We start from the raw sequence: 24,814 nt of genomic DNA, 5'->3' as shown, positions 1-24,814 counted from the left end.
GTCAAGGAAAAGAAGTAGCAATGATAAGTGAGTTCTTTTGGAATTGGTTGCGCCGTGTACTTGGAGACTTGTTCGCACGGTGCTTTGGGGACGAAGCGGGAGCAATCCCGCTGACTTACCCGATTTACCCTTAATAAAAATCTCCCTATCTCCCCATATTCCGATCTCCCCATCTCCCCATCTCCCCACACCTCCCACCCTCCCCACCCTCTCTTTAATTATGGGTATTCAACCAGACTTGATATGAGGGGGAACGTCAGGGTGTGATTCTCTTAATGGAAGAGGTAAATTGATCAATTGGTTTTGAGGGGGAATGTCAGGGAATAGGGACTTCGGAGCAGGGAGCTGAGGGGGTGACAACGGCGAGACCAGTTACCTTTGGCTATAATTTTAATTGATGTGGATAGCTTCAAACGCTACAATGATTCCTATGGTCACCAAAACGGTGATCAATGTCTTCAAGAAATCGCCAAAGCTATCGGTGATGTGGTCAAACGTCCAGCTGATTTAGTCGCGCGCTACGGTGGTGATGAGTTTGCGGTACTTTTGCCCAATACCGATGCCTCTGGGGCTACACAGGTTGCCCACTTGATTCAAAAGGCGGTGCAAGGTCTCAACATTATTAATAATAGTAATAATTATAGTAATAATTACAGTTCCCCGATCAGCGAGCAGCTCACCCTGAGTTTAGGAATCGCCAGCGAGATTCCTAAACTGGATCAAAAACCAGGAATGTTAATCGCTAGGGCTGACAGAGCTCTGTATCAAGTCAAAGCCACAGGTGGCGATGGCTACGCAGTATGTACCAACCAAGGCCAGGGCGATAGGTTGGGTTTGGGAAAGTTAGAGGAAGAATTAGAAGAGGAATTGTATAGGGCAGTAGGGCAGCATGAGTTTATACTAAACTATCAGCCAATTATGTCCCTAGAGACCAGGCAAATCCTGGGGTTTGAGGTGTTGGTGCGTTGGCAGCACCCCAAGCAGGGACTGATCAGGCCATCCCAGTTTCTATCGATTGCTGAGCAAACCGGACTGATTCTTCCCCTGGGGGAGTGGGTTTTGAGTACTGCTTGTTGGCAGTTGCATGAATGGCAGCATCTGCGGAATACTATACCATTGTTCATCAGTGTCAACCTTTCTGCACAACAACTGTGCCATCCCACTTTCCTGCCTCAGCTTCAACAAATTTTGCAGGAGACTGGTATATCTGGGAGTAATTTAATATTAGAAATTACCGAAAATTCACTAATAACTGCAAAAGCCGACGGATGTATAGACTTAAACCAACTCCAAGCTGAGGGGATTCAATTAGCCCTAGATGATTTTGGCAGTAGCTACTCTTGTCTGGCTCATTTAACGAATCTGCCGATAAACATCTTTAAAATTGACCCTTTTTTTATCCAAACGATGGAGTCTGACCCCAAAAATGCAGCTATTGTTAAAACTATCATATTTATAGCTCACCAGCTCGGGATAACAGTAACAGCGAAAGCCATCGAAACTCCTGAACAAATGGCAAGCTTGCAAGAGTTAACCTGTGATTATGGGCAAGGTTTTTTTTATCGGAACCAATGGATGCTGAAGCCGCTTCGAGTGTTATCCAAGCGGGTAATTAGGGAATTAGGGAATCGGGAATCGGGAATCGGGAATCGGGAATCGGGAATGGGGAATCGGGAATCGGGAATCGGGAATCGGGAAAAAATATTGTGTACCTCATAACTATTAAAAACGCTATTAATCGATATTGAATATATAATTTAAAAATAGATTATGACATTTTTTTTAATAACAAAATAAATGTCATAATCATAAGCCTAATTCATTTATAAATGAATTAGGATAATTTTTGATGCCATATTACCTACTCCCTACTCCCTATTCCCTATTCCCTATTCCCTATTCCCTGTTCCCTTTTTTGTGAAAACGCTATAGTTTTAAAATTGCTGTCAGTGTGAGATTATAAGATAAGATCCGAAAGAAATGAATGTTATCTTGCCCCTGAGGCATAATCGATGAGTGCAGAAATTATTTGTGTAGGTACTGAACTGCTGCTGGGGGATATTCTCAACAGCAATGCTCAGTTTTTAGCCCAGGAGCTAGCGGCATTGGGGATTCCTCACTACTATCAGACAGTAGTGGGAGATAATATCGGGCGTTTACAGCAAGTATTGGCAATTGCTAGTGAGCGCTCCACTATCCTAATATTTACTGGTGGTCTTGGTCCGACGCCCGATGACTTGACCACGGAAGCGATCGCTAAATTTTTTGGTGCTCCTCTGATTGAAGAACCGGATGTTATAGAGGACATTACTCAGAAGTTTGCCCGGCGGGGACGTCAATTAACTACCAATAACCGCAAGCAAGCCCTAATTCCAGAAGGGGCACAAGTATTACCCAACCTGAACGGAACAGCTCCTGGTATCATCTGGAAACCCCGTGCTGATTTAACCATTCTCACGTTTCCTGGTGTTCCTAGGGAAATGCACCAGATGTGGCGAGACACGGCTGTTCCCTATCTCAAAAGCCAAGGCTGGGGTAAAGAAATCGTTTATAGCCGGATGTTGCGGTTTTGGGGGATTGGAGAATCGGCTTTGGCTGAGAAAGTTGCTCCCTTTTTTGACCTTACCAACCCCACCGTTGCTCCCTATGCTAGTAAGGGACAGGTGAGGTTAAGGGTTTCTGCCCGTGCGGCTTCAGAAAATGAAGCGCAACAGTTAATTGAACCAGTAGCCCAAAAATTACAGGAGATCGGGGGAATTAACTATTTCGGTACTGACACCGATACCCTAGCCTCTGTAGTGGGTCAGCTATTGACGGGTGCCTCAGAAACTTTGAGTGTAGCAGAATCCTGTACTGGCGGCGGTATTGGCAGTATGATAACCAGTGTCCCGGGGAGTTCTAATTACTTTCTGGGGGGTATCATTGCTTATGATAACGCTGTCAAAACTGGTGTACTGGGAGTGAATTCCTCAGATTTGAAGGCGATGGGGGCGGAAAGTAAGGTTGTAGCAGAGCAAATGGCAACAGGAGTGCGATCGCTTCTTTCTTCAACCTGGTCACTGAGTATTACAGGCATAGCTGGACCTGGAGGCAATACCGATACCAAGCCTGTGGGTCTAGTTTACATTGGTCTAGCCGGACCAGATGGCATTTTAGAATGCTACAAGTACACCTTGGGTCAACATCGGAGTCGGTCTGACCTACGTCACATCAGCGCCTGCTATGCCCTCGATCGCCTACGGTGCAAATTGCTGAGTCGGTGAACTTGTTAGTTAGCTTGTTAGGGTTAATTAGCAAGCAGTGCACCCATAACCCTTTTCAATCTAAATTTCAAGCTAAATCCCTGCACCTGGGGGCCAGGTGGTGAAAATAAACACCACCACAGTAGCGATCGCAAGCATTCCCTGAATCAAATTTCCTACCAATGAACCGACCACAATCCCCAAGCCAGCTTTAAAGGATTGCTTAATTCTAGGCTGTAACTTTAACTTCCGTTGATAGAGAAACTCACCTACAAACGCCCCTAACAACGGTCCCAGCACAATCCCTAGTAACGGTCCGCCGAAGGGCAAGGCGGGTAAAAGACCAAAAACCCCCAATAACAAGCCGATTATGGAACCAATTTGTCCCCAATTACTAGCACCAGCTTTTTTGGCTCCCCAGTAAGCGGCTAAAAAATCGACCCCCATACCGAGTAGCCACACAAAGATTGCTACGCCCAATGGCCAGGTGACGCTACTAAAGCCCTCAGCAATACCCCAAATTATGGTGGCAGCTAAAATCAACATGGCACCGGGAATGCCAGGAACAACCGAACCAATAATGCCTACTAGCATCAGCAGAATCAGGAACCAGTACAAAATGATTAACCACATTATTTAAATTCGAAGCAGTACCCACATCTTATAAATGACCAGAGAGAGTATTGGCGAGTTTATCAGCAATCCCCTCAATCCAATTTTCATCTTGTTTAGTGTAACTTCGGGGAGCATTGGCTGCCAAAATTAGCGCTCCTTGATTGCCAATTGGTTGACATATTACACCTTGTGTGTTATGTGGCAAGTAGTCAAATTCAAGTCGCCCTGGATAGAGCTTTAGGTTAACCAGATAGACGGCTTTTTGAGTTTCGAGAACCCGCTTGAGAATAGCTCCAGGCTCGACTTGGGGATTTTTGCCCAAGATCCCCCGCCGCAGCAGGACTTTGCCTTGGTATACCACCACAAGCGATCGCGTTACTGTATTAGTTAGTAATAGATGGGATGCCCAGGCTAATTCAGTTTTTACCTGATCTGGCAGTTCTGGAGCGAGTTCCAAACCCTCCTCGCCAATCAGTTTAACTGCATCAGGAGGTTTGGGCTGTACCTGCTGCCACAGTAAACCTGTCAAAATCAATACAGCACAAACAATTACCCCTACAGCATCAGAACGAGCTTGAGAATTGGTTAGCTGGGAGGTTAATAAACGGTTAATCAGCAACAGACCCCCTGCCAATCCTCCAACCGCAAATGGCAGCAGCCGCAGTACATCATTTTGGTCGGGTTTAGCCATCACTCACCTGTTGGTTGTTAGTTCAGTACTTAGGCAGCTGAAAGGAAACATCAAGGTGTTACTATTTTTCATCCCCCGGTTCAATGATCCGTTGGAACAAATAACCTGTACCTCGTGCAGTCAGAATTAGCTCAGGATTACTCGGGTCATCCTCTAACTTGGCTCGTAACCGGGAGATGTGGACATCTACTACACGGGTATCTACATGGCGTTCGGGGGTATAGCCCCACACTTCCTGCAAAATTTCAGAACGGGAGAATGGTTCTCCGGAACGTTTAACTAATAATTCCAGAAGACTGAACTCCATTCCAGTCAGCCGAATGCGCTCATCCCCTTTGTAGACCTGCCGCTTGTTGGTGTCAATTTTGATACTCGCAACATGAATCACGCCAGAACTAGGAATACCGCCAGTTCCGACTTTATCAACGCGCCGCAGTACGGAGCGAATACGGGCTTCCAATTCTTTTGGAGAAAAGGGCTTGACCACATAGTCATCTGCTCCTAACTCTAGACCGGTAATCCGATCAGCTACATCCCCTAAAGCAGTTAGCATAATAATGGGAATGTCTGATTCCTTGCGTAATTCTTGACAAACACCATAACCATCTAGCTTTGGCATCATCACATCTAACACCACTAGGTCAGGCTCTTGATTACGAAATGTGTCTAGGGCTTCTTCTCCATCGGCGGCTGTGACTACTTCGTAGCCAATCATGGATAACCTAGTTTCTAATATGCGACGGATACTGGCTTCGTCATCGACAACAAGAATTTTTTCTTTATGAGTTTCCAATTGACGTTATACTCCCGAAATGGTGAAGTAAGATTAATGATTTATTAATTTATCAGTAGTTTATCTCTTTAATCTAACGCTTTACAAAGTTGGTTTTATCGTTGAGAATTATATTTTCCTTGCTGGTGAAGTCTTTCTTGACTTTCATTAATGTTAATTTAATTATTGAGTTTTTTTAAGAGTTTTTAAGACTTTTCAAGTAGGATGCCGAAGCCTAAAACGCTCTATGTGTGTAATGCCTGTGGTGCTGAGTCCTCCCAATGGTTCGGCAAATGTCCTGCCTGTGGTACTTACAATTCCTTGGATGAGGTAGCTCCCCCATCCCCGGTCAAAATCAGTCGCGGGGGTTGGCAATCCAATACTTATTCCGATAACCACGAGCCTAACACTGGACCGGCTCAACCAAGATCATCCCTTACCTTCTCAGAAATTGTTGATACTGTCCAGATCCGCTTCCCCTCAGGCTATGGAGAACTTGACCGAGTCCTCGGAGGTGGTGTTGTGCCTGGGTCTTTAGTATTAATTGGTGGAGATCCAGGGATTGGCAAATCAACCTTAATGCTTCAAGTTGCCAATCAACTTGCTAAGTTGCATCGCATTCTATACGTTTGTGCAGAGGAATCAGGACAGCAGGTAAAGCTGCGAGCATCTCGCCTGGGTGTGGTATCAGCAGAAACCCCTGATCTCGAATCTAATAACGGTAGGGTGAAAAAGGAGGCTAAGTCTTCTAAGTCTAAGTCTTCTAAGTCAAAATCATCAAAAACTCCAATAGCTGCTCAAGACTCTGAGTCTACATCTGAGTCTAAAGACGCTGATTTGTATATCTTACCAGAAACCGATTTAGAGGAAATTCTGCGAGAGTTGGAGTCCCTGAAACCTCAGGTAGCAGTGATTGACAGTATTCAGACCCTTTATTTTCCGGCCTTGACCTCTGCTCCTGGTTCTGTTGCTCAAGTCCGGGAATGTACCTCCGCCCTGATGCAGGTAGCAAAGCGGTCAAACATTACTCTGTTAATTGTGGGTCATGTGACCAAAGAAGGCGCGATCGCAGGACCAAGGGTACTGGAACACTTAGTGGATACTGTATTGTACTTCGAAGGCGATCGCTTTGCCTCCCATCGGCTACTGCGTTCTGTGAAAAACCGCTTTGGGGCTACTCATGAAATCGGTATTTTTGAAATGGTCAGCAACGGTTTGCAGGAAGTCTTGAATCCTTCTGATCTGTTTTTGGGTAACCGGGATGAAATGAGTCCTGGTACTGCTACTGTCGTGGCTTGTGAAGGTACTCGTCCGATTCTGGTAGAGTTGCAAGCGCTAGTAAGTCCTGCTAGTTATGGGGCACCCCGCCGCTCAACGACTGGAGTTGATTACAACCGGTTACAACAAATTCTGGCAGTCTTGGAAAAGCGAGTCGGGATTCCCCTATCCAAATTAGATGCTTATGTCGCAACAGCAGGAGGGCTAGGAGTAGAAGAACCAGCAGCTGATTTAGGAATGGCTATTGCGGTAGTAGCCAGTTTTCGCGATCGCGTTGTCGATCCTCGCACCGTTATGATTGGTGAAATCAGCTTAGGCGGGCAAGTGCGACTAGTCTCTCAGATGGAACTCCGACTCAAAGAAGCTGCCAAGTTAGGGTTCAAGCGAGCGATCATACCCAAAGGTCAAACCTTATCTGATCTTGGTATTGAAATTATTCAAGTATCTAGAGTACTAGATGCGATTATTGCTGCCTTGCCTGGAGGATTACGCCAGGATTTCCCTGAAGATATTGAGGCTTGTGATAGTTAACAAAAATCCCCATTAATCTACCAATTACTGTCAAATAATGGTAGATTAATGGGATGGCATTAATACCACTCCGTAAGGCGGTCGAACTTACGGGACTCTCCAAAAACACACTAAGGAAGTATGCAGACAATGGGACACTCAGATGCGAAAGGACACCAGGCGGAACTAGACTCTTTGACTCAACAGATCTTCTCCGTTTTGGAAAAGCTCCAAAGTCTGACAGATCAAGCTGTTATACCATCTGTTACTGCCGAGTTAGCAGTACAAAGCAGCGAGAGGATCTTGCCCGCCAAGTCGCCTACCTCCACTCCCTCTTCCCGGAAGCAGAAATCATCCAAGACATCGGCTCAGGTCTCAACTACAAAAGAAAAGGACTTAGAGCCATTTTGGAACGAGTTGTGTCGGGAGATAAGCTCACGGTTGTTGTTACCTGTAGAGACCGACTTACCCGATTCGGGTTTGAACTCATTGAGTACTTGGTCGGCCTCAACGGTGGAAAAATCCTGGTTCTCGACCAGCCTCAGAGCTGCCCAGAATCAGAACTTACCGCAGATCTTCTCTCCATCATTCACCTCTTCTCATGCCGGGTTCACGGACTCAGGAAATACGGTAAAAAAATCCAAGAAGATTCGTCTGTTCCTAAACTCTGAGCAGCGATCCCTTGCCCGTAAATGGTTTGGGGTTTCCCGGTATGTGTTCAATAAAACCATCAAAATCCTCCAGGATGGCGAAATAAAAGCCAACTGGAAAGCCATTAAAACTGGCATTTTAAACGACCTTCCCGAGTGGTGTAAGGAAGTACCTTATCAGATAAAATCGATAGCGGTTAAGGATGCTTGCACCGCTGTCAGAGAGGCCAAAAAGAAGTACAAAAAGACTTCGCAAATTCAAAGGGTAAGGTTTAGATCGAGGAAAAATCCTACCCAGTCTTGTTATATCCCTAAATCGGCAGTTTCAGCTATGGGGGTATATCACACTAAACTGGGCAAGATAGCTTATTCCGAGACCATTCCTGACAATATTTGCGACAGTAGACTGACCAGCAGGAATGGGGATTACTATTTGGTCGTCCCCTATCAAGAGACTAAAAATAAAACCGAAAACCAAGGTAGAGTAGTCGCTTTAGACCCTGGGGTCAGAACTTTTATTACCTTTTTTAGTGAGACATCTGTAGGAAAGATTGGGAATGGAGACTTTTCTGGTATTCAACGATTGTGCCAACATCTAGATAATTTGCTATCTAAAATAAGCCAAGCTTGTGGTGGTCAAAAACGTCGGATGAGAAAGGCCGCTCGGAGGATGGTAATCAAGATTCAAAACCTAATCAACGAGCTTCATCATAAGACAGCTAGGTTCTTAGTTGACAATTTTGATATAATCTTACTTCCCACCTTCGAGACTTCTCAGATGTCGAAAAAAGGTAATAGAAAAATCAGATCTAAGACTGTCCGCAATATGCTGACATTCGCCCACTATCGCTTTAAGGAATTCTTGAAGCACAAAGCTCAAGAGACCGGGAAGACGGTGGTGGATGTCTGTGAAGCCTATACTAGTAAGACTGTTAGTTGGACAGGTGAATTGGTAAATATAGGCGGAAGTCGCATTATTAAATCACTAGTTGATGGCCGAAGGATGGATCGGGACATTAACGGCGCTCGTGGGATATTCTTGCGAGCCTTGGTAGATACACCCTGGTTGAGAAATCAACTTGCATTAGTGAGCCAAGATTTACTTTTGGTAGATTCTGGTAGCTAAAAAGTATCGGATCAGATCTAAGATCAAGTCCAGTTATATAACTGATTCCCGATTCCCGATTCCCGATTCCCGATTCCCAATTCCGATTCACTCTGCAGCCAGAAACTCCAAATAACTACCACTCAACTCCTTGACTGCCAACTCATAAAACTGCTTACCATGTTGCGGTGTTGCTAAGGCTGGATTAGACCCCATACGACCATCGGGATAACGGCGACGAAAATCTGCGGCTCCATAAATGGGGTGTCCAGACGCAACGGTTTCTGAGAGGGGTGCTTGTTTAATCGCTTCGGGATAGACATATTGGGTAAGTGCTACCTCAGAAGGAGTAGCATGGGAACCTTCTTGATCCCCATACAATTCCTTAGCTAATTTATATACAGAACGGCACATAAACCAATTAGCTAGCCGACACTGAACCGTTTCCCCATTAGGAATCTGTAAATCACTCAAGTGGGCGTAACTTTCAGAAAACGCTGCTTTAAGGGTAGCGATATTACCCCCATGACCATTGATAAAGAAAAACTTGGTAAACCCAGCTCTAGTCAAGCAAGTCAGGTAGTCTTTGAGCACCTGAATTAATGTACTAGGTTTCAAGCTGATGCTACCGGGAAAAGCCGTGTGGTGTAGCGCCATCCCGACATTAATGGTTGGAGCAACTAGGGCATTGGTTGCTTCAGAGACACCTTTTGCGATCGCTTCTGCACATATTGCGTCGGTGCCAATCAAACCAGTTGGTCCATGTTGTTCCGTTGAACCAATGGGCAGAATAATCCCTGGTGATTGCTTTAGGTAAGCTTCAATTTCTGTCCAAGTACTCAAGTGTAACAGCATGGTTAATCCTCTTAGAGGGTTAGTAGTTGTGATATCTGCCAAACCTCTCGTTTCAAGTAGGTGTAGAGGTTGAAGGTTATAAGGTTGAAGGTTGAACGTGATTGCGTGGCCAATAGGCCAAGGTTATAAGGTTGAAGGTTATAAGGTTGAACGCGATTGCGTGGCCAATAGGCCAAGGTTTTGTTTGCATATCATATAGCACTACCCATTAATATTAGGACATTCCTAAACTCCGAAACTTAGTCATAGCTTACTTTTGACTTCTGACGCAAGAACCTTGCTGACTTGCGCGTAGCGCTATACTACCTGGGATTTTCGGTTAATTTTCTCTCAATTAGGCAAAATGGCTCCATAATCTATCCGCAGCCAGATAAGATTGTGGTAAAAATAAGGTTAATTGATGATTAAGTCAATATTCTGATTGACAGATGCGTGGTACTACTTGTATATCTTGACGTGTAACCTCAGTTACCAACTTTTCTTACTTTATGCTTGCTCTCGACATACCCCACAGTACTTCCACTTCTGAGCTGACAAAGGCTAAACAAGTCTTAGTGGTGGAAGACGAAGAACTAATCCGAGAAATGATCGTCCTAGCCCTGGAAGAAGAAGGTTACGAGGTATTCAGTGCTGCGGACGGTGCTACAGCTTTGAGTATGCTTCAGGATACCGATCAAACTGGTTACTCTGTGGATTTGCTCATATTAGACCTAATGTTACCTCAGGTTAATGGTTTAGATCTGTGTCGGTTGCTACGTTATCGAGGAAATCCCATTCCTATCCTGATTCTGAGTGCCAAAGCTAGTGAAACGGATCGGGTTTTAGGTTTGGAAGTTGGTGCAGACGACTACCTCACTAAACCGTTCAGTATGCGGGAGTTGATTGCTCGTTGCCGAGCCTTAATTCGTCGCCAACACTTGAATGGTATGACTCCAACACCAGTGCAGCAATTCCGAGAGATCAAGCTGTACCCCCAAGAGTGTCGGGTGATGGTTCGGGGAGAAGACGTTAATTTATCTCCCAAAGAGTTTCGACTTTTGGAGTTATTTATCAATAATCCCCGCCGAGTTTGGTCTCGGGAGCAATTAATTGATCAAGTATGGGGAATGGATTTTGTGGGAGATACTAAAACCGTCGATGTTCATATTCGCTGGTTACGGGAAAAATTAGAGGAAGACCCTAGTAAACCAGAATACCTGATCACTGTACGCGGTTTTGGTTATCGGTTTGGATAAATAATCAAGGATAGAGAAAGGATAGAGAAAGGATAGAGAAAATATCAAGAATCAAGGATAAATAATGAATGAAATATGAAGCATAGATAAAGGATAAAGTAGTATAAAGTACGAAGTCCTTCATACTTCATATTGTTTTTTTGTTATGATAATCCTAGCATTTTTACTAGGTCTGGCTTTGGGAATTGGGCTGTGGCTGTGGCAGCAGCACCAACTCAAACGACGGCTACAGCAAATGCTGGGAACACTACAGGCGGATGCTACCAGCAACTCGTTGTCGGCAGTTTCTCGTTTGCGGCAAGCGATCGCAAGAGCCAATCATCAACGAGAACAGATCGAGCAAGAACTGCAAACGTGGCAGGGAGTAGTTCAGGTAGCACCCTTAGGTTATTTTCTGGTGGATGAAGAAAACCAGTTACTCTGGTGCAACCAGCAAGCGCGTCAGTTATTACATATTCATCACTGGGAATCAGGAGAAATCCGGTTATTCCTGGAGTGGGTGCGTTCCTACGAATTAGATCAGCTGATTCAAACTACCCGTCAGCAGCAGCAACCTGGGATCTGTGAATGGGTATTTCACCCCAGTTGCTTAAATGGGGAGGCCATGGGTGAAATGCGATCGCTTTATCTAAGAGCTTCCAGTTGGCCATTACCCCATAAACAAGTTGGTGTGTTTCTGGAAAACCAACAACCTTTGGTAGAACTGGCTGAGTCTCGCAACCAGTGGTTTGGGGATTTAGCCCACGAACTAAGAACCCCTTTAACCTCCATTAGTTTAGTGGCGGAAACCTTACAGAGCCGTCTGGAGCCTCAGGAAAGCCGCTGGGTCGAGAAAATGCTCGCAGAAGTCAAACGGCTGATTCAGCTTGTGGAAGATTGGCTGGAAATTAGTAAACTCAAGCAAGACCCCACTCTACATCTTAACTGTCAATCCATAGAACTAAAGAGTTTAATTTTTAGGGTCTGGCAAACCTTAGAACTCCTAGCCCAACAGAAAGACTTAACCCTTGCCTATAATGGACCTAATCAAGTGTATCTGCAAGCTGATCCCTCTCGCCTGACTCAGGTGTTTCTGAATTTATTTGACAACAGTATTAAACACAGCCCATCTCAGGCTGCCATTCGAGTTGAGGTTAATGCTATATCTTCCCAGAAGGCGGCTGTTTGCGATACTTGGATTCAAATTAAGGTGATCGATGCAGGAGATGGTTTTGCCGAGTCAGATTTACCCCGTGTCTTTGAGCGACTTTACCGGGGAGATCAGTCAAGAGCCAGAGAGCAGACTAATTATAGTAATGGAGACTCCTTACCTGTTCGTGGTGGCAGTGGTCTAGGACTATCCATTGTGCAGCAAATTATTGAAGCTCACGGTGGCTCTATCCTAGCCAGCAATCACTGGGAAACAGGTGGTGCCTGTATAGAAATTGCACTTCCAGATACCACCAAAGGTTGATTCAATTTGCTATTACTTAGTGTTATAGTGTCTTATCCTGCTCGCCCTGGTAGGTTGTTTGGTTAAAGGTTAAAGGTTGAAAGTTAAAGGTTGTTCCCGTAGCGTGGCCATTCGCGTAGCGTAGCCCAAAGGCCAAGGCCAAGGTTAAAGGTTAAAAGTTGTTTGGTTGTTCCCGTAGCGTGGCCAATAGGCCAAGGTTTAATAACCTGTAACCAGCTAACCAGCTAACCAGCTAACCAGCTAACCAGCTAACCTGTATTCGGCTAACCTGTAACCCCTAAAACTTTCATTGAAATACTGCCTGTTAATTTGTTCACCGGAAGGATGGCTAAGCGCGATTGGCCTTTGGCCACGCTACGCGAACGCATCTAATCAAGATGTCCTGTTGGGCAGTTATTTATGTTAAGTGCTTTCTTACCCATGCATAAATGTAAAGGACAGGGGCTTCCAGCCTTCCCTTACCAACCCCTATTTTATGGTGAGTTTATCTTCTCCTACTAGTTCTGTCAGCAACATGTCTGAGCGTTCCCACTTCCAGCGCTCTCTGAAGCGTTTGGCACAAGATGTTCTGCGTATGGGGGCTCTGGTAGAGCAATCTTTTCGACTCAGCCATCAAGCGCTCTTTGAGCGCAATCTCGAGACTGCCCAACATCTTGCCTCTCTTGATAAGCGCATTGATGGCTACTATCACCAAATTGAGATGGAATGTGTCACGCTAATGGCTCTGCAATCTCCCGTTGCCCAAGATTTACGGCTTCTGAGTGCCTTTATGCAACTAGTACGAGATTTAGAGCGCATTGGTGATTATGCTGAAGACCTGGGAGAACTATCAATCAAGCTGTTTCCTTATCCACCCCATCCCTGTATGCCAGAGGTTGAACTGATGTCTCATCATGCCCAAGCTATGCTGGCAACAAGTTTAAAAGCCCTAGCGGATTTAGATGCCATTGCTGGGCAAACCGTCAAAAAGCTGGACGACACAGTCGATGATGCCTATGACCAAGTTTATCAAACCTTGGCCAGTCAAAGGGATATCAAGGGTGTTGTTGAACCAATTCTTTTACTGGGACTAGTGATTCGCCATTTAGAACGAATGGCTGACCATGCTACCAATATCGGTCAACGAGTCTCTTATATTGTCACTGGTCAACGTTCAGGAGTTACTCCTGGCCGTTAGGTTCACTGCTTAGATAGCAATCCAATCTGAGTTTTTACATACCATAACAAACCAAGAGGGCAACAATGGGTAAGAATTTGCTCCCCTTGCTTGTTGACGTTGCAATTAGGATTGCTATACCATATTCTAGCCAGATAATATGCTAGCCGTAAACATAAAAGCGTCCTTCTTAACCTGAGTATTACCAAAGCCTTACCTCCTCTTCAACCTCAACCGGTAAAATCTAGAGCGCACAGACAGCTATTGCTCTGTTGCTTAAAAACATTGGTATCGTACGTCACTACAATCGAGTATTTTTCTCGAAAAGCTAGCTCCTCTGAGCACACAAAAAATGATATGCTAATCCAGAGTTGTCCTATAACTAACGAATTTTAGTGGTTGTAGGAAAAAGTGACGGACTGCGTTGAGTCCAATCGTGTTGTCTACTAGGTGTGAGGTTGATTGAGAAATCATGTCAACAGTTTTTTGGAATACGATCAAATATAGTCCCGCTGTGCTAGGGGCTTCACTGCTGGTGGCTAACAGCGCCTATGGTGCTCCCAGCCTTGAGGAATCTTCTACTGAAGCTCAAGTGGCTCCACAAGAGCTAACCGTTGCCCAGGCTACTGGTGAGTCTAACTCGGAAATTCTACAACAAATCAATATCTACAACAACGAGGGCACAAATGTAGATTCGATCGACCAGGTCACCAGTGTTTCCCAACTGCGGGACGTATCTCCTGGTGACTGGGCCTATGAAGCTTTGCGCTCTCTGGTAGAACGGTATGGCTGTATTGCTGGTTATCCTAACCGCACATTCCGTGGAAACCGGGCAACTACTCGTTATGAGTTTGCGGCTGGTTTGAATGCTTGCTTGAACCAGATTGAGCGGTTAATTGCAGCTAGCACCGCTGACTTTATTACCCGGGAGGACCTGGAAACCCTGCAACGGCTGATTCAAGAGTTTGAATCCGAATTGGCTACCCTAGGGGCACGGGTGGATAACCTAGAAGGTCGGGTGGCTTTCCTAGAAGACCATCAGTTCTCTACCACCACCAAACTCAAAGGGGAGGTTCTGTTTACCTTCGCTGGTGCCTTTGGGGATGAAAAAGCTGATGGTAGTGGAGATGGTATTGATGAAAACATTACCTTAAGTAACCGGGTACGTCTGAACTTCGATACCAGCTTCACCGGTAAAGACCGGTTGAGAACTCGTTTGCAGGCAGGAAACTTTACTAGTCTCGCTGGTGTGACTGGTACCGACATGGCTCGCTTGGGTCATGATGCCGGTGGTGGTAACGATGTTGAGATTAATGACTTGTACTACCGTTTCCCGATTGGTAAGAAATTCAGGGGTTATGTGGGAACCTCTGGCCTTGACTTGAATAACATTTTCAACCCGACCAACCCCTTCCTGGGAAGCAGTGGCAGTGGTGGCTTATCCCGGTTTGTCCGCCGTAACCCCCTAACCCTTCGCGGAGCAGAGGGAGCTGGTGCCGGTTTCAGCTATAAATTTAGTGATGCCTTGAAACTATCAGTACTTTATCTAGCTGATGATGGTGATGCGCCTAATCCCGGTGAGGGCTTAGGATTGTTCAATGGTTCCTATAGTGCTGGTGCTGAACTGGCTATTTCACCGATTGATAACTTGGATCTATCTTTGATCTACGTCCGTAGCTACCAGCGAGAAGGGGATATCAATCTTTCCGGTAGCACTGGTAGTCCCTTAGCTAAGCGCCCCTTCGGCAATGGCGTGCCTACCTCGGCTAATCGCTTAGGAGCACAAGCCAGTTTTCGCCTGACCGAACAAATTCATCTCGGCGGTTGGTTTGGTTATATTGATGCTGAAGCGGAAGATGATAATGGTACGGTGGAAGAGGGTGACAATGCTGACATTGTCACTTGGGCAGCCAACCTGTCTTTCATCGATTTTGGCAAAGAGGGAGCTGTGTTCAGTATTGCCGGGGGTATGCCACCTAAGGCTACCGACATTGATGGTGCTAGTGACGATGATGATACTTCCTACCTGATTGAGGCACAGTACAAATTCCCGATTACCAAGAACATCCTGATTACTCCAGGAGCCTACGTGATTTTCAATCCTAATCACGATGATGACAATGATACGATTTGGGTTGGAGCAATCCGTACCACTTTTAAGTTCTAGGGAAACATTGTAGGTAAAAATTCTAGGTAAAAATTCTAAGGTTTGCTAGTAAGGTATCTGCTGTCAGTGATCAGCAGATACCTTACTAGTTTAGGACTAGTTTAAGAGAAAGCCTTACCTCCCCTTCAACCTTACTCCCTATAATCGCACTTCCCACAGAAACCCATTACTCTGTTGCTTAAGAAAATTGGTATTTTAAGTGACTAAAATCGAGGATGAGTATCTTTCTCGAAAAATCACACAAAAAATGATATCTTAATCCAGAGTTGTCTTAGACCTAACTAATTTTAGTGGTTATAAGGAAAAAATTGCGGACTCAGTTGAGTCAAATCGTGTCGTCTACTAGGTGTGAGGTTGATTGAGAAATCATGTCAACAATTTTTTGGAATACGATCAAATATAGCCCCGCTTTGCTAGGGGCTTCACTGCTGGTCGCTAACAGTGCCTATGGTGCTCCCAGCCTTGAGGCATCTTCTACTGAAACTCAACTGGCTCCACAAGATCTAACCGTTGCCCAGGCTACCAGTGAGTCTAACTCGGAAATTTTAAAACAAATCAATATCTACAACAACGAGGGCACGGATGTCGATTCCATCGACCAGGTCACCAGTGTTTCCCAACTGCGGGACGTATCTCCTGGTGACTGGGCCTATGAAGCTCTGCGCTCTCTGGTAGAACGCTATGGTTGTATCGCTGGTTATCCTAACCGCACATTCCGTGGAAACCGGGCAACTACCCGTTATGAATTTGCGGCTGGTTTGAATGCTTGCTTGAACCAGATTGAGCGGTTAATTGCGGCGAGCACGGCGGATTTTATTACCCGGGAGGACCTGGAAACCCTGCAACGGCTGATTCAAGAGTTTGAATCCGAATTGGCTACCCTAGGGGCACGGGTGGATAACTTAGAAGGTCGGGTGGCTTTCCTAGAAGACCATCAGTTCTCAACTACCACCAAACTACAAGGGGAGGTGATCTTTACCTTCGCTGGTGCCTTTGGGGATGAACAAGCTGATGGTAGTGGGAATGATATTGATGAAAACATTACCTTAAGCAACCGGGTACGTTTGAACTTAAATACCAGCTTCACCGGGAAAGACCGGTTGAGAATTCGTTTGGAGGCAGGAAACTTTACTCAACTCAGTGATGTGACCGGTACGGACATGGCTCGTTTGGGTCATGATGCGGATAGTGGCAACGATGTTGAAATTCCTGACGTGTTCTACCGTTTCCCCATTGGTACAAAAACCACGGCTTATGTGGGAACATCTGGGCTTGCCTTGGATGACCCTTTTGACCCGATAAACCCCTTCCTGGAAAGCAGTGGCACTGGTGGCTTATCGCGGTTTGTCCGCCGTAACCCTGTAACCCATCGCGGACCAGAGGGGGCTGGTGCCGGTTTAACCTATGAATTTAGTGATGCCTTGAATCTATCACTACTTTATCTAGCTGATGATGGCGATGCGCCTAGTCCTGCTGAGGGAGATGGATTGTTCAATGGTGCCTATAGCGCTGGCGCTCAATTGGGTATTTCCCCGATTGATAACTTGGAGATATCTTTGACCTACGTCCGTAGCTACCAGCCAGGAGAGGATGTCAACCTTTCCGGTAGCACTGGTAGTGACCTGGCCAAGCAACCCTTTGGGGAGACGGCTACCTCTGCTAATCGCTTTGGAGCACAAGCTAGTCTTCGCCTGAGCTCACAAATTCACCTAGGCGGTTGGTTTGGTTATGTTGATGCGATCGCAGAAGATGATAATGGTGCGGTGGAAGAAGGTGACAATGCTGAAATCTTAACTTGGTCAGCTAACCTGTCTTTCCTGGATTTAGGCAAAGAGGGAGCTGTGCTGAGTTTTGCGGGAGGTGTGCCACCTAAGGCTACGGAAATTGATGGTGCTGATGAAGATAATGATACTTCTTACCTGATTGAAGCACAGTACAAATTCCCGATTAGCAAGAACATCACGATTACTCCAGGAGCCTACGTGATTTTTAATCCTAATCACGATGATGACAATGATACGATTTGGGTCGGAGCCATCCGTACCACCTTTAGATTCTAGGTAATAGATTCTAGGGTTTGCTATTAGCTATTAGCTGTTAGTTATCAGCAGATAGTGCGTAGGGTGCGTTAGGGACCTGCTAGCCATCATTTTCACGGTAGTCAGGGTTGGGATAGCTTGTCCCGTAACGCACCACCAGCTCTAAAAGCCATCTTTCTTTAGTAACAATCATCCCGACTTCTTTTGGAGGTCGGGGTTTTTCTGTTTGAGTATCAAAATGCTAGGATTTACCCAAAACTCAGCTAACAGGTGCTCTCAATGAATGTTATTAAAATAGGATCATTTCTATCACTGGGCATTATATTCGCACTAACTGGCAATCCGGTTAATGCCCTGCCTGGTCAGAGAACTGATCAAGTTGCTGCATGGATTAACGGTCACCCCACTCTACGGCCTGGTATTGGAGATGGCTTAGTAGTTCGCAAAAGTGATACGGCTGGGGAACGATTTACCTTTCAAGCCACGGTCTTGCCTCCTGGTACCATCTCTTATCCAAAAGACCGGAGTACGATTCGCAGTGAACGCATTGCTATCCATGACCAAGTTAATGGGGTAACCCTCGAACGCCTGGAGGAATCTCTGCGCACTGTCTATGGTCCACAGATTTATCGAGATTACAATAGCGCTCAGTTTGTATATACCTATCCAACTCCTGAAATCTTAGATTTATCACGGCGAAAAAACCTACCACTGTGGTCAGCTGAACAGGGTCAACTTTTGTTAGGAGAACAATACGGCTATTGGATAGAAATAACCCAAAATGATAGCGGCAAGGCTTTCATTGGACAACTTACGGTTTTCCTGAAAGAGGATTTAGGGAAACTAGAAACAGAATTACGGGCACGGTAGGTGAGTATTAATAAGAAGGGAGTCGGGAGTCGGGAGTCGGGAGTCGGGAGTGTGGGGGGCAAGATTACTATAAGAACCCCATCTTATATATAATTATAAGGCATTTCTTGATTCAGCAACACCCGATCTTTACCTATAACCACCTCAAGCTTAGCGGCGCGAGCACCACCTGTCGGGAAAAAGGGCACTATTCGCGATCGCGTCCGCTAGAGCGCCCTAGTTCGTAAGATATGGGATGATGCAGCCAAGGTGCATCATCCCATATCTTAAGATGCGTTTGCCCTGTGGATATGGCTCTTGCTAAAATACGGTCGCTTAATTCTAAGTGGTCAGTTACACTAATCATTTTTTTCTTGAGATCGGGGAATAAGCCAGTACAACGGTTTATTTATAACTAGAACTTTCTGAAGTTGGATTAAATAATTCCCACAATCCAACAAACCCGACAAAAAACGTATAAATGCCATAGGTTATAGGATTTTTATCACAACTGTCAGCTTTAAAAGCAGCGATTAAACCTTCAATAAAATGGGAGATTAAAGCGATACTTGCTAGCCACAATGCAGAATAGAGGTTACTTGGTATAGAGCCATCATTTAGCTGTAAATAAATATACCAAATTTCTAGACATAAAGCGCAAGTAATCAAAATAATAGATGTTATTTTAATTATAGAAAATAATTGCTTGTTCATGATCAGATTATCCTGGAGTTAAACCCATAATGTAAACTCTTTTACCTATGTTACTATGATATATAAGTAGTAGGACACAAGTAAAATTAACTGTTGAAATAGGGAGCAGGGACTTCGGAGCAGGGAGCAGACGGACTTTTGGCAACTTTACACAAGTTAATACAGCGATGCAGCTTCGGAACAGGGGGTTTCCCCCACTCGCGCTTTGCATCAAGAAGTGAGGTTTATTTTTGTCCAGGTACTTAGCGTTTGTATCTGGGTTGTGAACACACGAATTGCCTTGCGCGTAGCGCTATATTCCCCCTATTCCCTACTCCCTCCTCCCTACTCCCTCCTCCCTATATAAACCTTGTAACCCGGTAAAACCATGAGATTCATCAGCCCGAAAACTGACTTTGCTTTCAAGAAAATCTTTGGCTCAGATCAGAGTAAGGATATTCTGATTTCTTTCCTAAATGCCATGATCTACTCCGGTAACTCGGTCATCCAGGATTTAGAAATTATTGACCCCTATAGTGCTGGGGATGTAGTGGATTTAAAAGACAAGCTGGTGTTTGTGGAACTTCCGAAATTTACTAAGCAACTGGAAGAGTTGGAAAGTGTGATAGATAAGTGGATCTATTTTATCAAAGAAGCGCCCAACTTAGAAATTATTCCTGACCAGCTCAGGGAAATCCCACAGCTAGAAAAAGCCTTAACTATAGCAAATCAAGCGGGGTTGAATGTCTCAGAAGTGGAAAAACTCCGCAAACAGGAGATGGCTTTGGAGGACGCGCGAGGTGCATTGAGTTTCGCGAAAAGAGAAGGACGAGAAGAAGGGGAAAGAAATTTACTATTGCGACTGCTTGAGAGCCGTTTTGGTAAACTCACAACTAATGCCTTGGCATTAATCGAAGCCTTGACCCACCAAGACCTAGAAGGTTTATCAGAAGCCATCTGGGATTTTCAGACCAGTGATGACTTACTCAACTGGCTGCAAGAGCACTCTAACTAAAAGTAGCTATAGTCAAAAAAATACTAATTAAAGTAGGGTGTGCAAAGTTCTATTATCTAAAATACTCAAAATAACCAAACTGTTTTTGCCCACCCTACAAGCTGATGAACTAGGGGGCAAGTCCTTGAAGTAGTTTATAGCGTTTTTCAATTATGTGAGGTACAGATTTACTGGTTTTAGGGAACAGGTAACAGGGAAGATTAACCCACCCCTAAACCCTCCCAGGAGGTGAAGAGGGAACAGGTAAAAAATAATGTGTACCTCATTAGGCTAAAAACCGCTATAGTCTAAACTCCATAAATTATCAATTCAAAATTAAAAAATACCCCCGAAATGAATTCAGGGGCTTGTATCCGTTGTCAACAATTCAAAATTATAAGGCTAGTAATTTTGTAAGCCGTCAGCCGTGAGCTTTTAGCTCACGCTACTTGAGGTGCTTAAAATAAACCTAGAACGAGATAATTTAATAATTCCAGATTCATGAGAATTGAGAGTCTGGGGAAAATTCCATGACTCGTGGCACAGACTTCGATACTGATAGCTGATACGCGACACGCTGATAGCTGATAGCTTATGTAATTTTGAATTTTTATTTAGCATTTTGAATTAAAAAAAATCACCTTTCCCTTAATTAACAGACCATGGATCACTAATCTCAGAATTAACAGACCATGGATCACTAATCTCAGGTATTTCCATAGCTTGTCGTCTGTGTTGCTGCTGTTGAATCCGATCAAGAGTACCAGTGGGAATAGAAGCAATCAGCTGACGAGTATAATCCTGTTTCGGTTCTCGATAAATATTGTCAGCGGGACCAATTTCTTCAATTTTGCCCTGGTTCATTACCATAATGCGATCGCTCATGAATTTGACTACACTCAAGTCATGGGAAATGAAGATATAGGTTAAGCCGAAATCCTCCTGCAATTGTTTCAGCAAATTCAGAACCTGTGCCTGTACGGAAACATCTAGAGCAGAAACGGATTCATCACAAATGATAAACTTAGGATTAAGAGCGAGTGCCCTAGCAATACATACCCGCTGGCGCTGACCTCCAGAAAATTCGTGAGGATAGCGATTCATCCAGTCAGGATTTAAATCCACTCGCTCCAACAACTCAGCCACGCGATCGCGTTTTTCCTTACTATTACCCCCAACATCATGAATCAATAGGGGTTCCATCACTGCTTCTCCAATCTTCAGTCGTGGGTCGAGGGAACTAAAGGGATTCTGAAACACAATTTGCATTTCACGGCGTAGTTGCCGCAAACCCATACCCTTGATTTTGGTAATTTCTTGACCATCAAAGTTTACTTCTCCACCCATTGGTTCAATCAAGCGCAGCAATGTTCGTGCTAAGGTAGATTTGCCACAACCGGATTCTCCCACTAAGCCCAAGGTTTCACTAGGATAAACATCAAAGGATACTCCATTCACTGCCATCAGATAGCGTTTCGTCCCGCCAAATACGCCTCGAATGGGAAAGCCTACCTGTAAGTTACGCACCGAAACTAATGGTGGTGTAGTTGTTTGGTTGAAGGTTGTTCGCGTAGCGTGGCCTTTTGGCCAAGGTTGTTTGGTTGAAGGTTGTTTGGTTGAAGGTTGGGAGGTTGAAGGTTGGAAGCTTGAAGGTTGTTCGCCTTTAGCGTTCCCGTAGGGTAGGTTATCTGAGGAAGTTTGAAGCTGGAACCGGTCAACATTCAACCCTTTTGATTTTTCTCGGATCACCTGTTCTCCACTAGGAGTAGTTACCACCTCCATGAAGTCAGAAACAGTCGGTAGGTATGTTATAGTTTGGTCGAGAGTTGGGCGACAGGCTAATAATCCCTTGGTGTAGGGATGGTTTGGTTCAGAGAAAATTTTCCAGACATCACCCCTTTCCACAATTTTGCCTTGGTACATCACCGCTACGCTGTCAGCAATTTCCGCAATCACGCCTAAGTCGTGGGTAATAAAAATCATGGACATCCCTCGGGTATCCCGTAACTCCCTGAGCAAATCCAGAATGGTTGCCTGTACGGTAACATCGAGAGCAGTAGTGGGTTCATCAGCAATCAACACATCAGGGTTACAAGAAATTGCGATCGCAATCATGACCCGCTGCAATTGACCACCAGACAGTTCATGGGGATAGCGCTTTAATATTTCCCGTTTTTGCTGGTTAATGTGACGATTAATTAGCCGTTCCCCCGGTATAGCTTGACCAGGGTTCTCCCGACGGAATTCCTCTAGAAAAGTCTCCCTCAATTGTTGGTCGCTAGGGAGTAGCTTGACCTCTTGAAGACGAGCCATGGCTTGACGCCTTGCTTCTTTTAGGGAAACATCCTGGTGTTGCAGAATTGCTTCTGTCAGTTGAAACCCACAGGTATAAACTGGGTTAAGGGAGGTCATCGGTTCTTGAAAAATCATCGAGATTTGACCACCCCGGTAGGACTGTTTTTGATCAGGACTCACCCCTAGTAAATCCACCCCTTTTTCCCGAGTTGAGGGTCGGAAATAAATCTCGCCATTGGTAACCTTACCAGGATAGGGGATCAAACCCATTATGGCCAAAGACGTGACTGATTTCCCAGAACCTGACTCCCCCACAATTCCTAGGGTTTGTCCTCGACGCAGTTGAAAGTCAATGCTGTCAACGGCTGTGACCTGTTTTACATCGGTTTGGAATTGGACTTTCAGATTACGGACGTCAAGAACATTGTCAGTCATGGCATTCAAGAGGATTAAGTTAGCAGACTTAACTTAAATCATACAAAACTTGACTCTAGGGTTTACTCCCTACGTCAGCTATCAGCTGTTTTCTATCTTCAATCAGATCGATCTGGCTGCTACCTGGGAAGTAAGTATTCAGCTTATGTCCATAGCGCACGGTATTTGAGGTGCTTTTGAATAAAAGAGGTTTGTCAAGGATTTGTTGATAATTTTTAATTAAATCACCAAGGTCTTGCTGTGATTGCTATTTGGTAATTTGCATTTCTCTACCAGAGGGAAAATTAACCTTTGATCGTTGTCTGTAAAAGTTGGCGATATGCTCTGCTGGGCTGTATGCGATCGCTAACTAGATAACGCCCTTCCTAAAATTATAAAAGTCTCAAACGTTATAATTAGCAAACCATTAAATATTTGATCATGATTTATCACTAGATTGGTGATAAGTTTTTATGATATATTTGGAAATGCTATATTGACATACTCCCGGCGCTGAATCAGAGATTACAGCGCGGGATTCTCACAAACAGTGATTCTTGACTCAGCGACACCACTTACTGTTTCAGGTTGCCCATCTACAGCAGAGGTGGTAGTCTCCTCAAGCGTTCCCGAATACTCGGAGGTTCCTGAATGCCCTTCAGTACCTGTATTCCACTCAATGCCTAGAATCTTCATGCCCTTCTTTAAAATGTTTAATGCTGCATTTGTATCACGGCAAATTTCTGTCTGGCATTTAGGACATTGATGAGTTCTAGTGCTGAGAGATTTCTTCACTCGATGACCACAATGTGAACAATCTTGAGATGTATAATTCGGTGCAACAGCAATCACTGTTTTATCCCAAACTTTCCCAAAATAGTCTAACCATTGAGTGAATTGATACCACGAAGCATCAGAAATTGACTTAGCCAAGTGATGATTTCTGACCATGTTTTGTATCTTGAGGTCTTCATAGACAACCACATCGTTAGAGTGGACTACGCACCGAGCTAACTTCACTGCCCAGTCTTTACGCTGCCTTTGAACCTTCAAATGTGCTTTACCCAGTCTAATTCTGGCTTTGTGGTAGTTGTTTGATTGAGGCTTCTTGCCTTTGAAAAACTTTCTTGACAGCCGCCGCTGTAGTTTCTTAATCCGCTTCTCAGCTTGTCTTAAATACTTGGGATAGATGGCAGAATTGTCATTTTGGTCTTTGTAGAAATACTTCAACCCTAAGTCAATACCGACAACATTTCCAGTATAGTTTCCCGCTTCAAAGCGACTGGCATCAAAGCAGAATTGAGCATAATATCCATCAGCCCGTCTAACCACTCGTACCCGGTTAATTTTAAGTCTGAATAAGTCCTCTCTGGTTTGATGATTACAGAATAGAGAAAACCGACCCGCTTTAAATCCATCAGTGAAATTAATGGTTAAACAGTCCTCTGAAAGTTTCCAGCCAGAGGTTTTATACTCAACTGATCGAGAATACTTTTTGAACTGAGGATAACCTTTGTTTTTGGCTCCTTCACGACAACGACGATAGAAGCTAGATATTGAATTCCAAGCCCTTTCTCCTGAAGCTTGACGAGCCATTGAGTTAAGCTTTTTAGCAAAAGGGAATTGTTGGGCTAACTCTTTGCATAAACGAGAGATACGAGATTTGTCCACATCTGGCTCGTCTAGCCATAGTCTAACTGCCTTATTCCTAATGAACTGTGCAGTCCTTATAGCTGAGTCAAGTCTTGCATATTGAGACTGAGAACCGTTTAATAATTTAGCTTCGCGTACAATCATGATA

At 44.7% G+C, this 24,814-nt stretch carries 21 protein-coding genes and 1 pseudogene; 13 read left to right on the top strand and 9 right to left on the bottom strand.

Annotation, left to right across the window (positions count from 1 at the left end):
* Nucleotides 1–372: 372 nt before the first annotated feature.
* The 3 genes and pseudogenes from F6K53_RS27995 to F6K53_RS27985 all read left to right on the top strand — a co-directional run.
* Nucleotides 373–786: pseudogene (locus tag F6K53_RS27995) on the top strand (diguanylate cyclase); the annotation flags it as partial.
* Nucleotides 787–828: 42 nt separating this feature from the next.
* Nucleotides 829–1,719: an EAL domain-containing protein gene (locus F6K53_RS27990; protein WP_293074037.1), complete on the top strand. Its 891-nt coding sequence runs from the start codon at nucleotides 829–831 to the stop codon at nucleotides 1,717–1,719.
* A gap of 293 nt (nucleotides 1,720–2,012) precedes the next feature.
* Nucleotides 2,013–3,263 (top strand): competence/damage-inducible protein A, encoded by a 1,251-nt coding sequence (locus F6K53_RS27985; protein WP_293023922.1) that lies wholly within the window; start codon nucleotides 2,013–2,015, stop codon nucleotides 3,261–3,263.
* Nucleotides 3,264–3,335: 72 nt separating this feature from the next.
* Here F6K53_RS27985 and F6K53_RS27980 read toward each other — a convergent pair whose 3' ends face one another.
* From F6K53_RS27980 to rpaB, 3 genes are all read right to left on the bottom strand, one after another.
* Nucleotides 3,336–3,875, bottom strand: a complete 540-nt coding sequence (locus F6K53_RS27980; RefSeq protein ID WP_293074034.1) for a DUF456 family protein — start codon at nucleotides 3,873–3,875, stop codon at nucleotides 3,336–3,338.
* Nucleotides 3,876–3,903: 28 nt separating this feature from the next.
* Nucleotides 3,904–4,548 (bottom strand): cofactor assembly of complex C subunit B, encoded by a 645-nt coding sequence (locus F6K53_RS27975; protein ID WP_293023919.1) that lies wholly within the window; start codon nucleotides 4,546–4,548, stop codon nucleotides 3,904–3,906.
* Nucleotides 4,549–4,609: 61 nt separating this feature from the next.
* Nucleotides 4,610–5,341 (bottom strand): response regulator transcription factor RpaB, encoded by a 732-nt coding sequence (rpaB, locus tag F6K53_RS27970; RefSeq protein ID WP_293023917.1) that lies wholly within the window; start codon nucleotides 5,339–5,341, stop codon nucleotides 4,610–4,612.
* 204 nt (nucleotides 5,342–5,545) lie between these two features.
* Between rpaB and radA the strand changes: the two genes are divergently transcribed.
* Genes radA through F6K53_RS27955 form a run of 3 tightly spaced genes read left to right on the top strand, consistent with a single transcriptional unit; the run spans nucleotide 5,546 to nucleotide 8,884 of the window.
* Nucleotides 5,546–7,129, top strand: coding sequence for a DNA repair protein RadA (radA, locus tag F6K53_RS27965; RefSeq protein WP_293073145.1), 1,584 nt, complete (start codon nucleotides 5,546–5,548; stop codon nucleotides 7,127–7,129).
* A 53-nt stretch (nucleotides 7,130–7,182) separates the two neighbouring features.
* Nucleotides 7,183–7,779 carry an IS607 family transposase gene (locus F6K53_RS27960; protein ID WP_293073148.1) on the top strand — a complete coding sequence of 199 codons (597 nt, stop codon included), beginning with the start codon at nucleotides 7,183–7,185 and terminating at the stop codon, nucleotides 7,777–7,779.
* The gene (locus tag F6K53_RS27955) at nucleotides 7,682–8,884 is read left to right on the top strand and encodes a transposase (protein ID WP_293082904.1); all 1,203 of its coding nucleotides are present in this window, start codon (nucleotides 7,682–7,684) and stop codon (nucleotides 8,882–8,884) included. The genes F6K53_RS27960 and F6K53_RS27955 overlap by 98 nt, the downstream gene beginning before the upstream one ends.
* Before the next feature lie 87 nt (nucleotides 8,885–8,971).
* Here the strand turns inward: F6K53_RS27955 and F6K53_RS27950 are convergent, their stop codons facing one another.
* The gene (locus tag F6K53_RS27950; protein ID WP_293023911.1) at nucleotides 8,972–9,718 is read right to left on the bottom strand and encodes a creatininase family protein; all 747 of its coding nucleotides are present in this window, start codon (nucleotides 9,716–9,718) and stop codon (nucleotides 8,972–8,974) included.
* 11 nt (nucleotides 9,719–9,729) lie between these two features.
* Nucleotides 9,730–9,894, bottom strand: coding sequence for a hypothetical protein (locus F6K53_RS27945; RefSeq protein ID WP_293023910.1), 165 nt, complete (start codon nucleotides 9,892–9,894; stop codon nucleotides 9,730–9,732).
* Nucleotides 9,895–10,206: 312 nt separating this feature from the next.
* On the opposite strand from F6K53_RS27945, the gene F6K53_RS27940 reads away from it, so the two are divergent.
* The 6 genes from F6K53_RS27940 (at nucleotide 10,207) to F6K53_RS27915 (ending at nucleotide 18,638) form a co-directional block, all read left to right on the top strand.
* On the top strand, nucleotides 10,207–10,953 hold the full coding sequence (locus tag F6K53_RS27940; RefSeq protein ID WP_293023909.1) for a response regulator transcription factor: 747 nt from the start codon (nucleotides 10,207–10,209) through the stop codon (nucleotides 10,951–10,953).
* Between the two features lie 145 nt (nucleotides 10,954–11,098).
* Nucleotides 11,099–12,406, top strand: coding sequence for a PAS domain-containing sensor histidine kinase (locus F6K53_RS27935; protein WP_293070928.1), 1,308 nt, complete (start codon nucleotides 11,099–11,101; stop codon nucleotides 12,404–12,406).
* 475 nt (nucleotides 12,407–12,881) lie between these two features.
* Complete coding sequence (gene phoU / locus F6K53_RS27930; protein ID WP_293023907.1) at nucleotides 12,882–13,583, top strand: phosphate signaling complex protein PhoU; 702 nt, start codon at nucleotides 12,882–12,884, stop codon at nucleotides 13,581–13,583.
* Nucleotides 13,584–14,034: 451 nt separating this feature from the next.
* Nucleotides 14,035–15,729, top strand: coding sequence for an iron uptake porin (locus F6K53_RS27925; RefSeq protein WP_293082900.1), 1,695 nt, complete (start codon nucleotides 14,035–14,037; stop codon nucleotides 15,727–15,729).
* Between the two features lie 368 nt (nucleotides 15,730–16,097).
* Complete coding sequence (locus tag F6K53_RS27920) at nucleotides 16,098–17,789, top strand: iron uptake porin (RefSeq protein ID WP_293042401.1); 1,692 nt, start codon at nucleotides 16,098–16,100, stop codon at nucleotides 17,787–17,789.
* A 258-nt stretch (nucleotides 17,790–18,047) separates the two neighbouring features.
* Nucleotides 18,048–18,638 (top strand): hypothetical protein, encoded by a 591-nt coding sequence (locus F6K53_RS27915; RefSeq protein ID WP_293070933.1) that lies wholly within the window; start codon nucleotides 18,048–18,050, stop codon nucleotides 18,636–18,638.
* Between the two features lie 187 nt (nucleotides 18,639–18,825).
* On the opposite strand, the gene F6K53_RS27910 is transcribed toward F6K53_RS27915, so the two are convergent.
* Both F6K53_RS27910 and F6K53_RS27905 read right to left on the bottom strand, forming a co-directional pair.
* Nucleotides 18,826–18,984 carry a hypothetical protein gene (locus F6K53_RS27910; protein WP_293023899.1) on the bottom strand — a complete coding sequence of 53 codons (159 nt, stop codon included), beginning with the start codon at nucleotides 18,982–18,984 and terminating at the stop codon, nucleotides 18,826–18,828.
* Between the two features lie 38 nt (nucleotides 18,985–19,022).
* Entirely contained in the window at nucleotides 19,023–19,331 is a 309-nt protein-coding gene (locus tag F6K53_RS27905) for a hypothetical protein (protein WP_293070935.1), read from the bottom strand.
* 367 nt (nucleotides 19,332–19,698) lie between these two features.
* On the opposite strand from F6K53_RS27905, the gene F6K53_RS27900 reads away from it, so the two are divergent.
* Complete coding sequence (locus F6K53_RS27900; RefSeq protein ID WP_293023895.1) at nucleotides 19,699–20,325, top strand: PD-(D/E)XK nuclease family transposase; 627 nt, start codon at nucleotides 19,699–19,701, stop codon at nucleotides 20,323–20,325.
* A 627-nt stretch (nucleotides 20,326–20,952) separates the two neighbouring features.
* Here F6K53_RS27900 and F6K53_RS27895 read toward each other — a convergent pair.
* Together F6K53_RS27895 and F6K53_RS27890 are read right to left on the bottom strand one after the other, a co-directional pair.
* Entirely contained in the window at nucleotides 20,953–23,034 is a 2,082-nt protein-coding gene (locus F6K53_RS27895) for an ABC transporter ATP-binding protein (protein ID WP_293070937.1), read from the bottom strand.
* Nucleotides 23,035–23,538: 504 nt separating this feature from the next.
* Nucleotides 23,539–24,810 carry a transposase gene (locus F6K53_RS27890; protein WP_293070939.1) on the bottom strand — a complete coding sequence of 424 codons (1,272 nt, stop codon included), beginning with the start codon at nucleotides 24,808–24,810 and terminating at the stop codon, nucleotides 23,539–23,541.
* Between the last annotated feature and the right edge of the window lie 4 nt (nucleotides 24,811–24,814).

This window comes from Moorena sp. SIO4A1 (assembly GCF_010672065.1).
Taxonomy (GTDB): Bacteria; Cyanobacteriota; Cyanobacteriia; order Cyanobacteriales; family Coleofasciculaceae; genus Moorena.
This window is presented reverse-complemented; position numbering and strand designations above follow the sequence as displayed.

Excerpts from the sequence above, each read along its gene's own strand:
- F6K53_RS27985 (WP_293023922.1), top strand. The coding sequence starts at position 2,013 with ATGAGTGCAGAAATTATTTGTGTAGGTACTGAACTGCTGCTGGGGGAT.
- F6K53_RS27905 (WP_293070935.1), bottom strand. The coding sequence starts at position 19,331 with ATGAACAAGCAATTATTTTCTATAATTAAAATAACATCTATTATTTTG.
- F6K53_RS27950 (WP_293023911.1), bottom strand. The coding sequence starts at position 9,718 with ATGCTGTTACACTTGAGTACTTGGACAGAAATTGAAGCTTACCTAAAG.
- radA (WP_293073145.1), top strand. The coding sequence starts at position 5,546 with ATGCCGAAGCCTAAAACGCTCTATGTGTGTAATGCCTGTGGTGCTGAG.
- F6K53_RS27935 (WP_293070928.1), top strand. The coding sequence starts at position 11,099 with ATGATAATCCTAGCATTTTTACTAGGTCTGGCTTTGGGAATTGGGCTG.
- F6K53_RS27890 (WP_293070939.1), bottom strand. The coding sequence starts at position 24,810 with ATGATTGTACGCGAAGCTAAATTATTAAACGGTTCTCAGTCTCAATAT.
- F6K53_RS27910 (WP_293023899.1), bottom strand. The coding sequence starts at position 18,984 with ATGATTAGTGTAACTGACCACTTAGAATTAAGCGACCGTATTTTAGCA.
- phoU (WP_293023907.1), top strand. The coding sequence starts at position 12,882 with ATGGTGAGTTTATCTTCTCCTACTAGTTCTGTCAGCAACATGTCTGAG.
- F6K53_RS27925 (WP_293082900.1), top strand. The coding sequence starts at position 14,035 with ATGTCAACAGTTTTTTGGAATACGATCAAATATAGTCCCGCTGTGCTA.
- F6K53_RS27895 (WP_293070937.1), bottom strand. The coding sequence starts at position 23,034 with ATGACTGACAATGTTCTTGACGTCCGTAATCTGAAAGTCCAATTCCAA.
- F6K53_RS27915 (WP_293070933.1), top strand. The coding sequence starts at position 18,048 with ATGAATGTTATTAAAATAGGATCATTTCTATCACTGGGCATTATATTC.
- F6K53_RS27975 (WP_293023919.1), bottom strand. The coding sequence starts at position 4,548 with ATGGCTAAACCCGACCAAAATGATGTACTGCGGCTGCTGCCATTTGCG.
- F6K53_RS27960 (WP_293073148.1), top strand. The coding sequence starts at position 7,183 with ATGGCATTAATACCACTCCGTAAGGCGGTCGAACTTACGGGACTCTCC.
- F6K53_RS27920 (WP_293042401.1), top strand. The coding sequence starts at position 16,098 with ATGTCAACAATTTTTTGGAATACGATCAAATATAGCCCCGCTTTGCTA.
- F6K53_RS27980 (WP_293074034.1), bottom strand. The coding sequence starts at position 3,875 with ATGTGGTTAATCATTTTGTACTGGTTCCTGATTCTGCTGATGCTAGTA.
- F6K53_RS27900 (WP_293023895.1), top strand. The coding sequence starts at position 19,699 with ATGAGATTCATCAGCCCGAAAACTGACTTTGCTTTCAAGAAAATCTTT.
- F6K53_RS27940 (WP_293023909.1), top strand. The coding sequence starts at position 10,207 with ATGCTTGCTCTCGACATACCCCACAGTACTTCCACTTCTGAGCTGACA.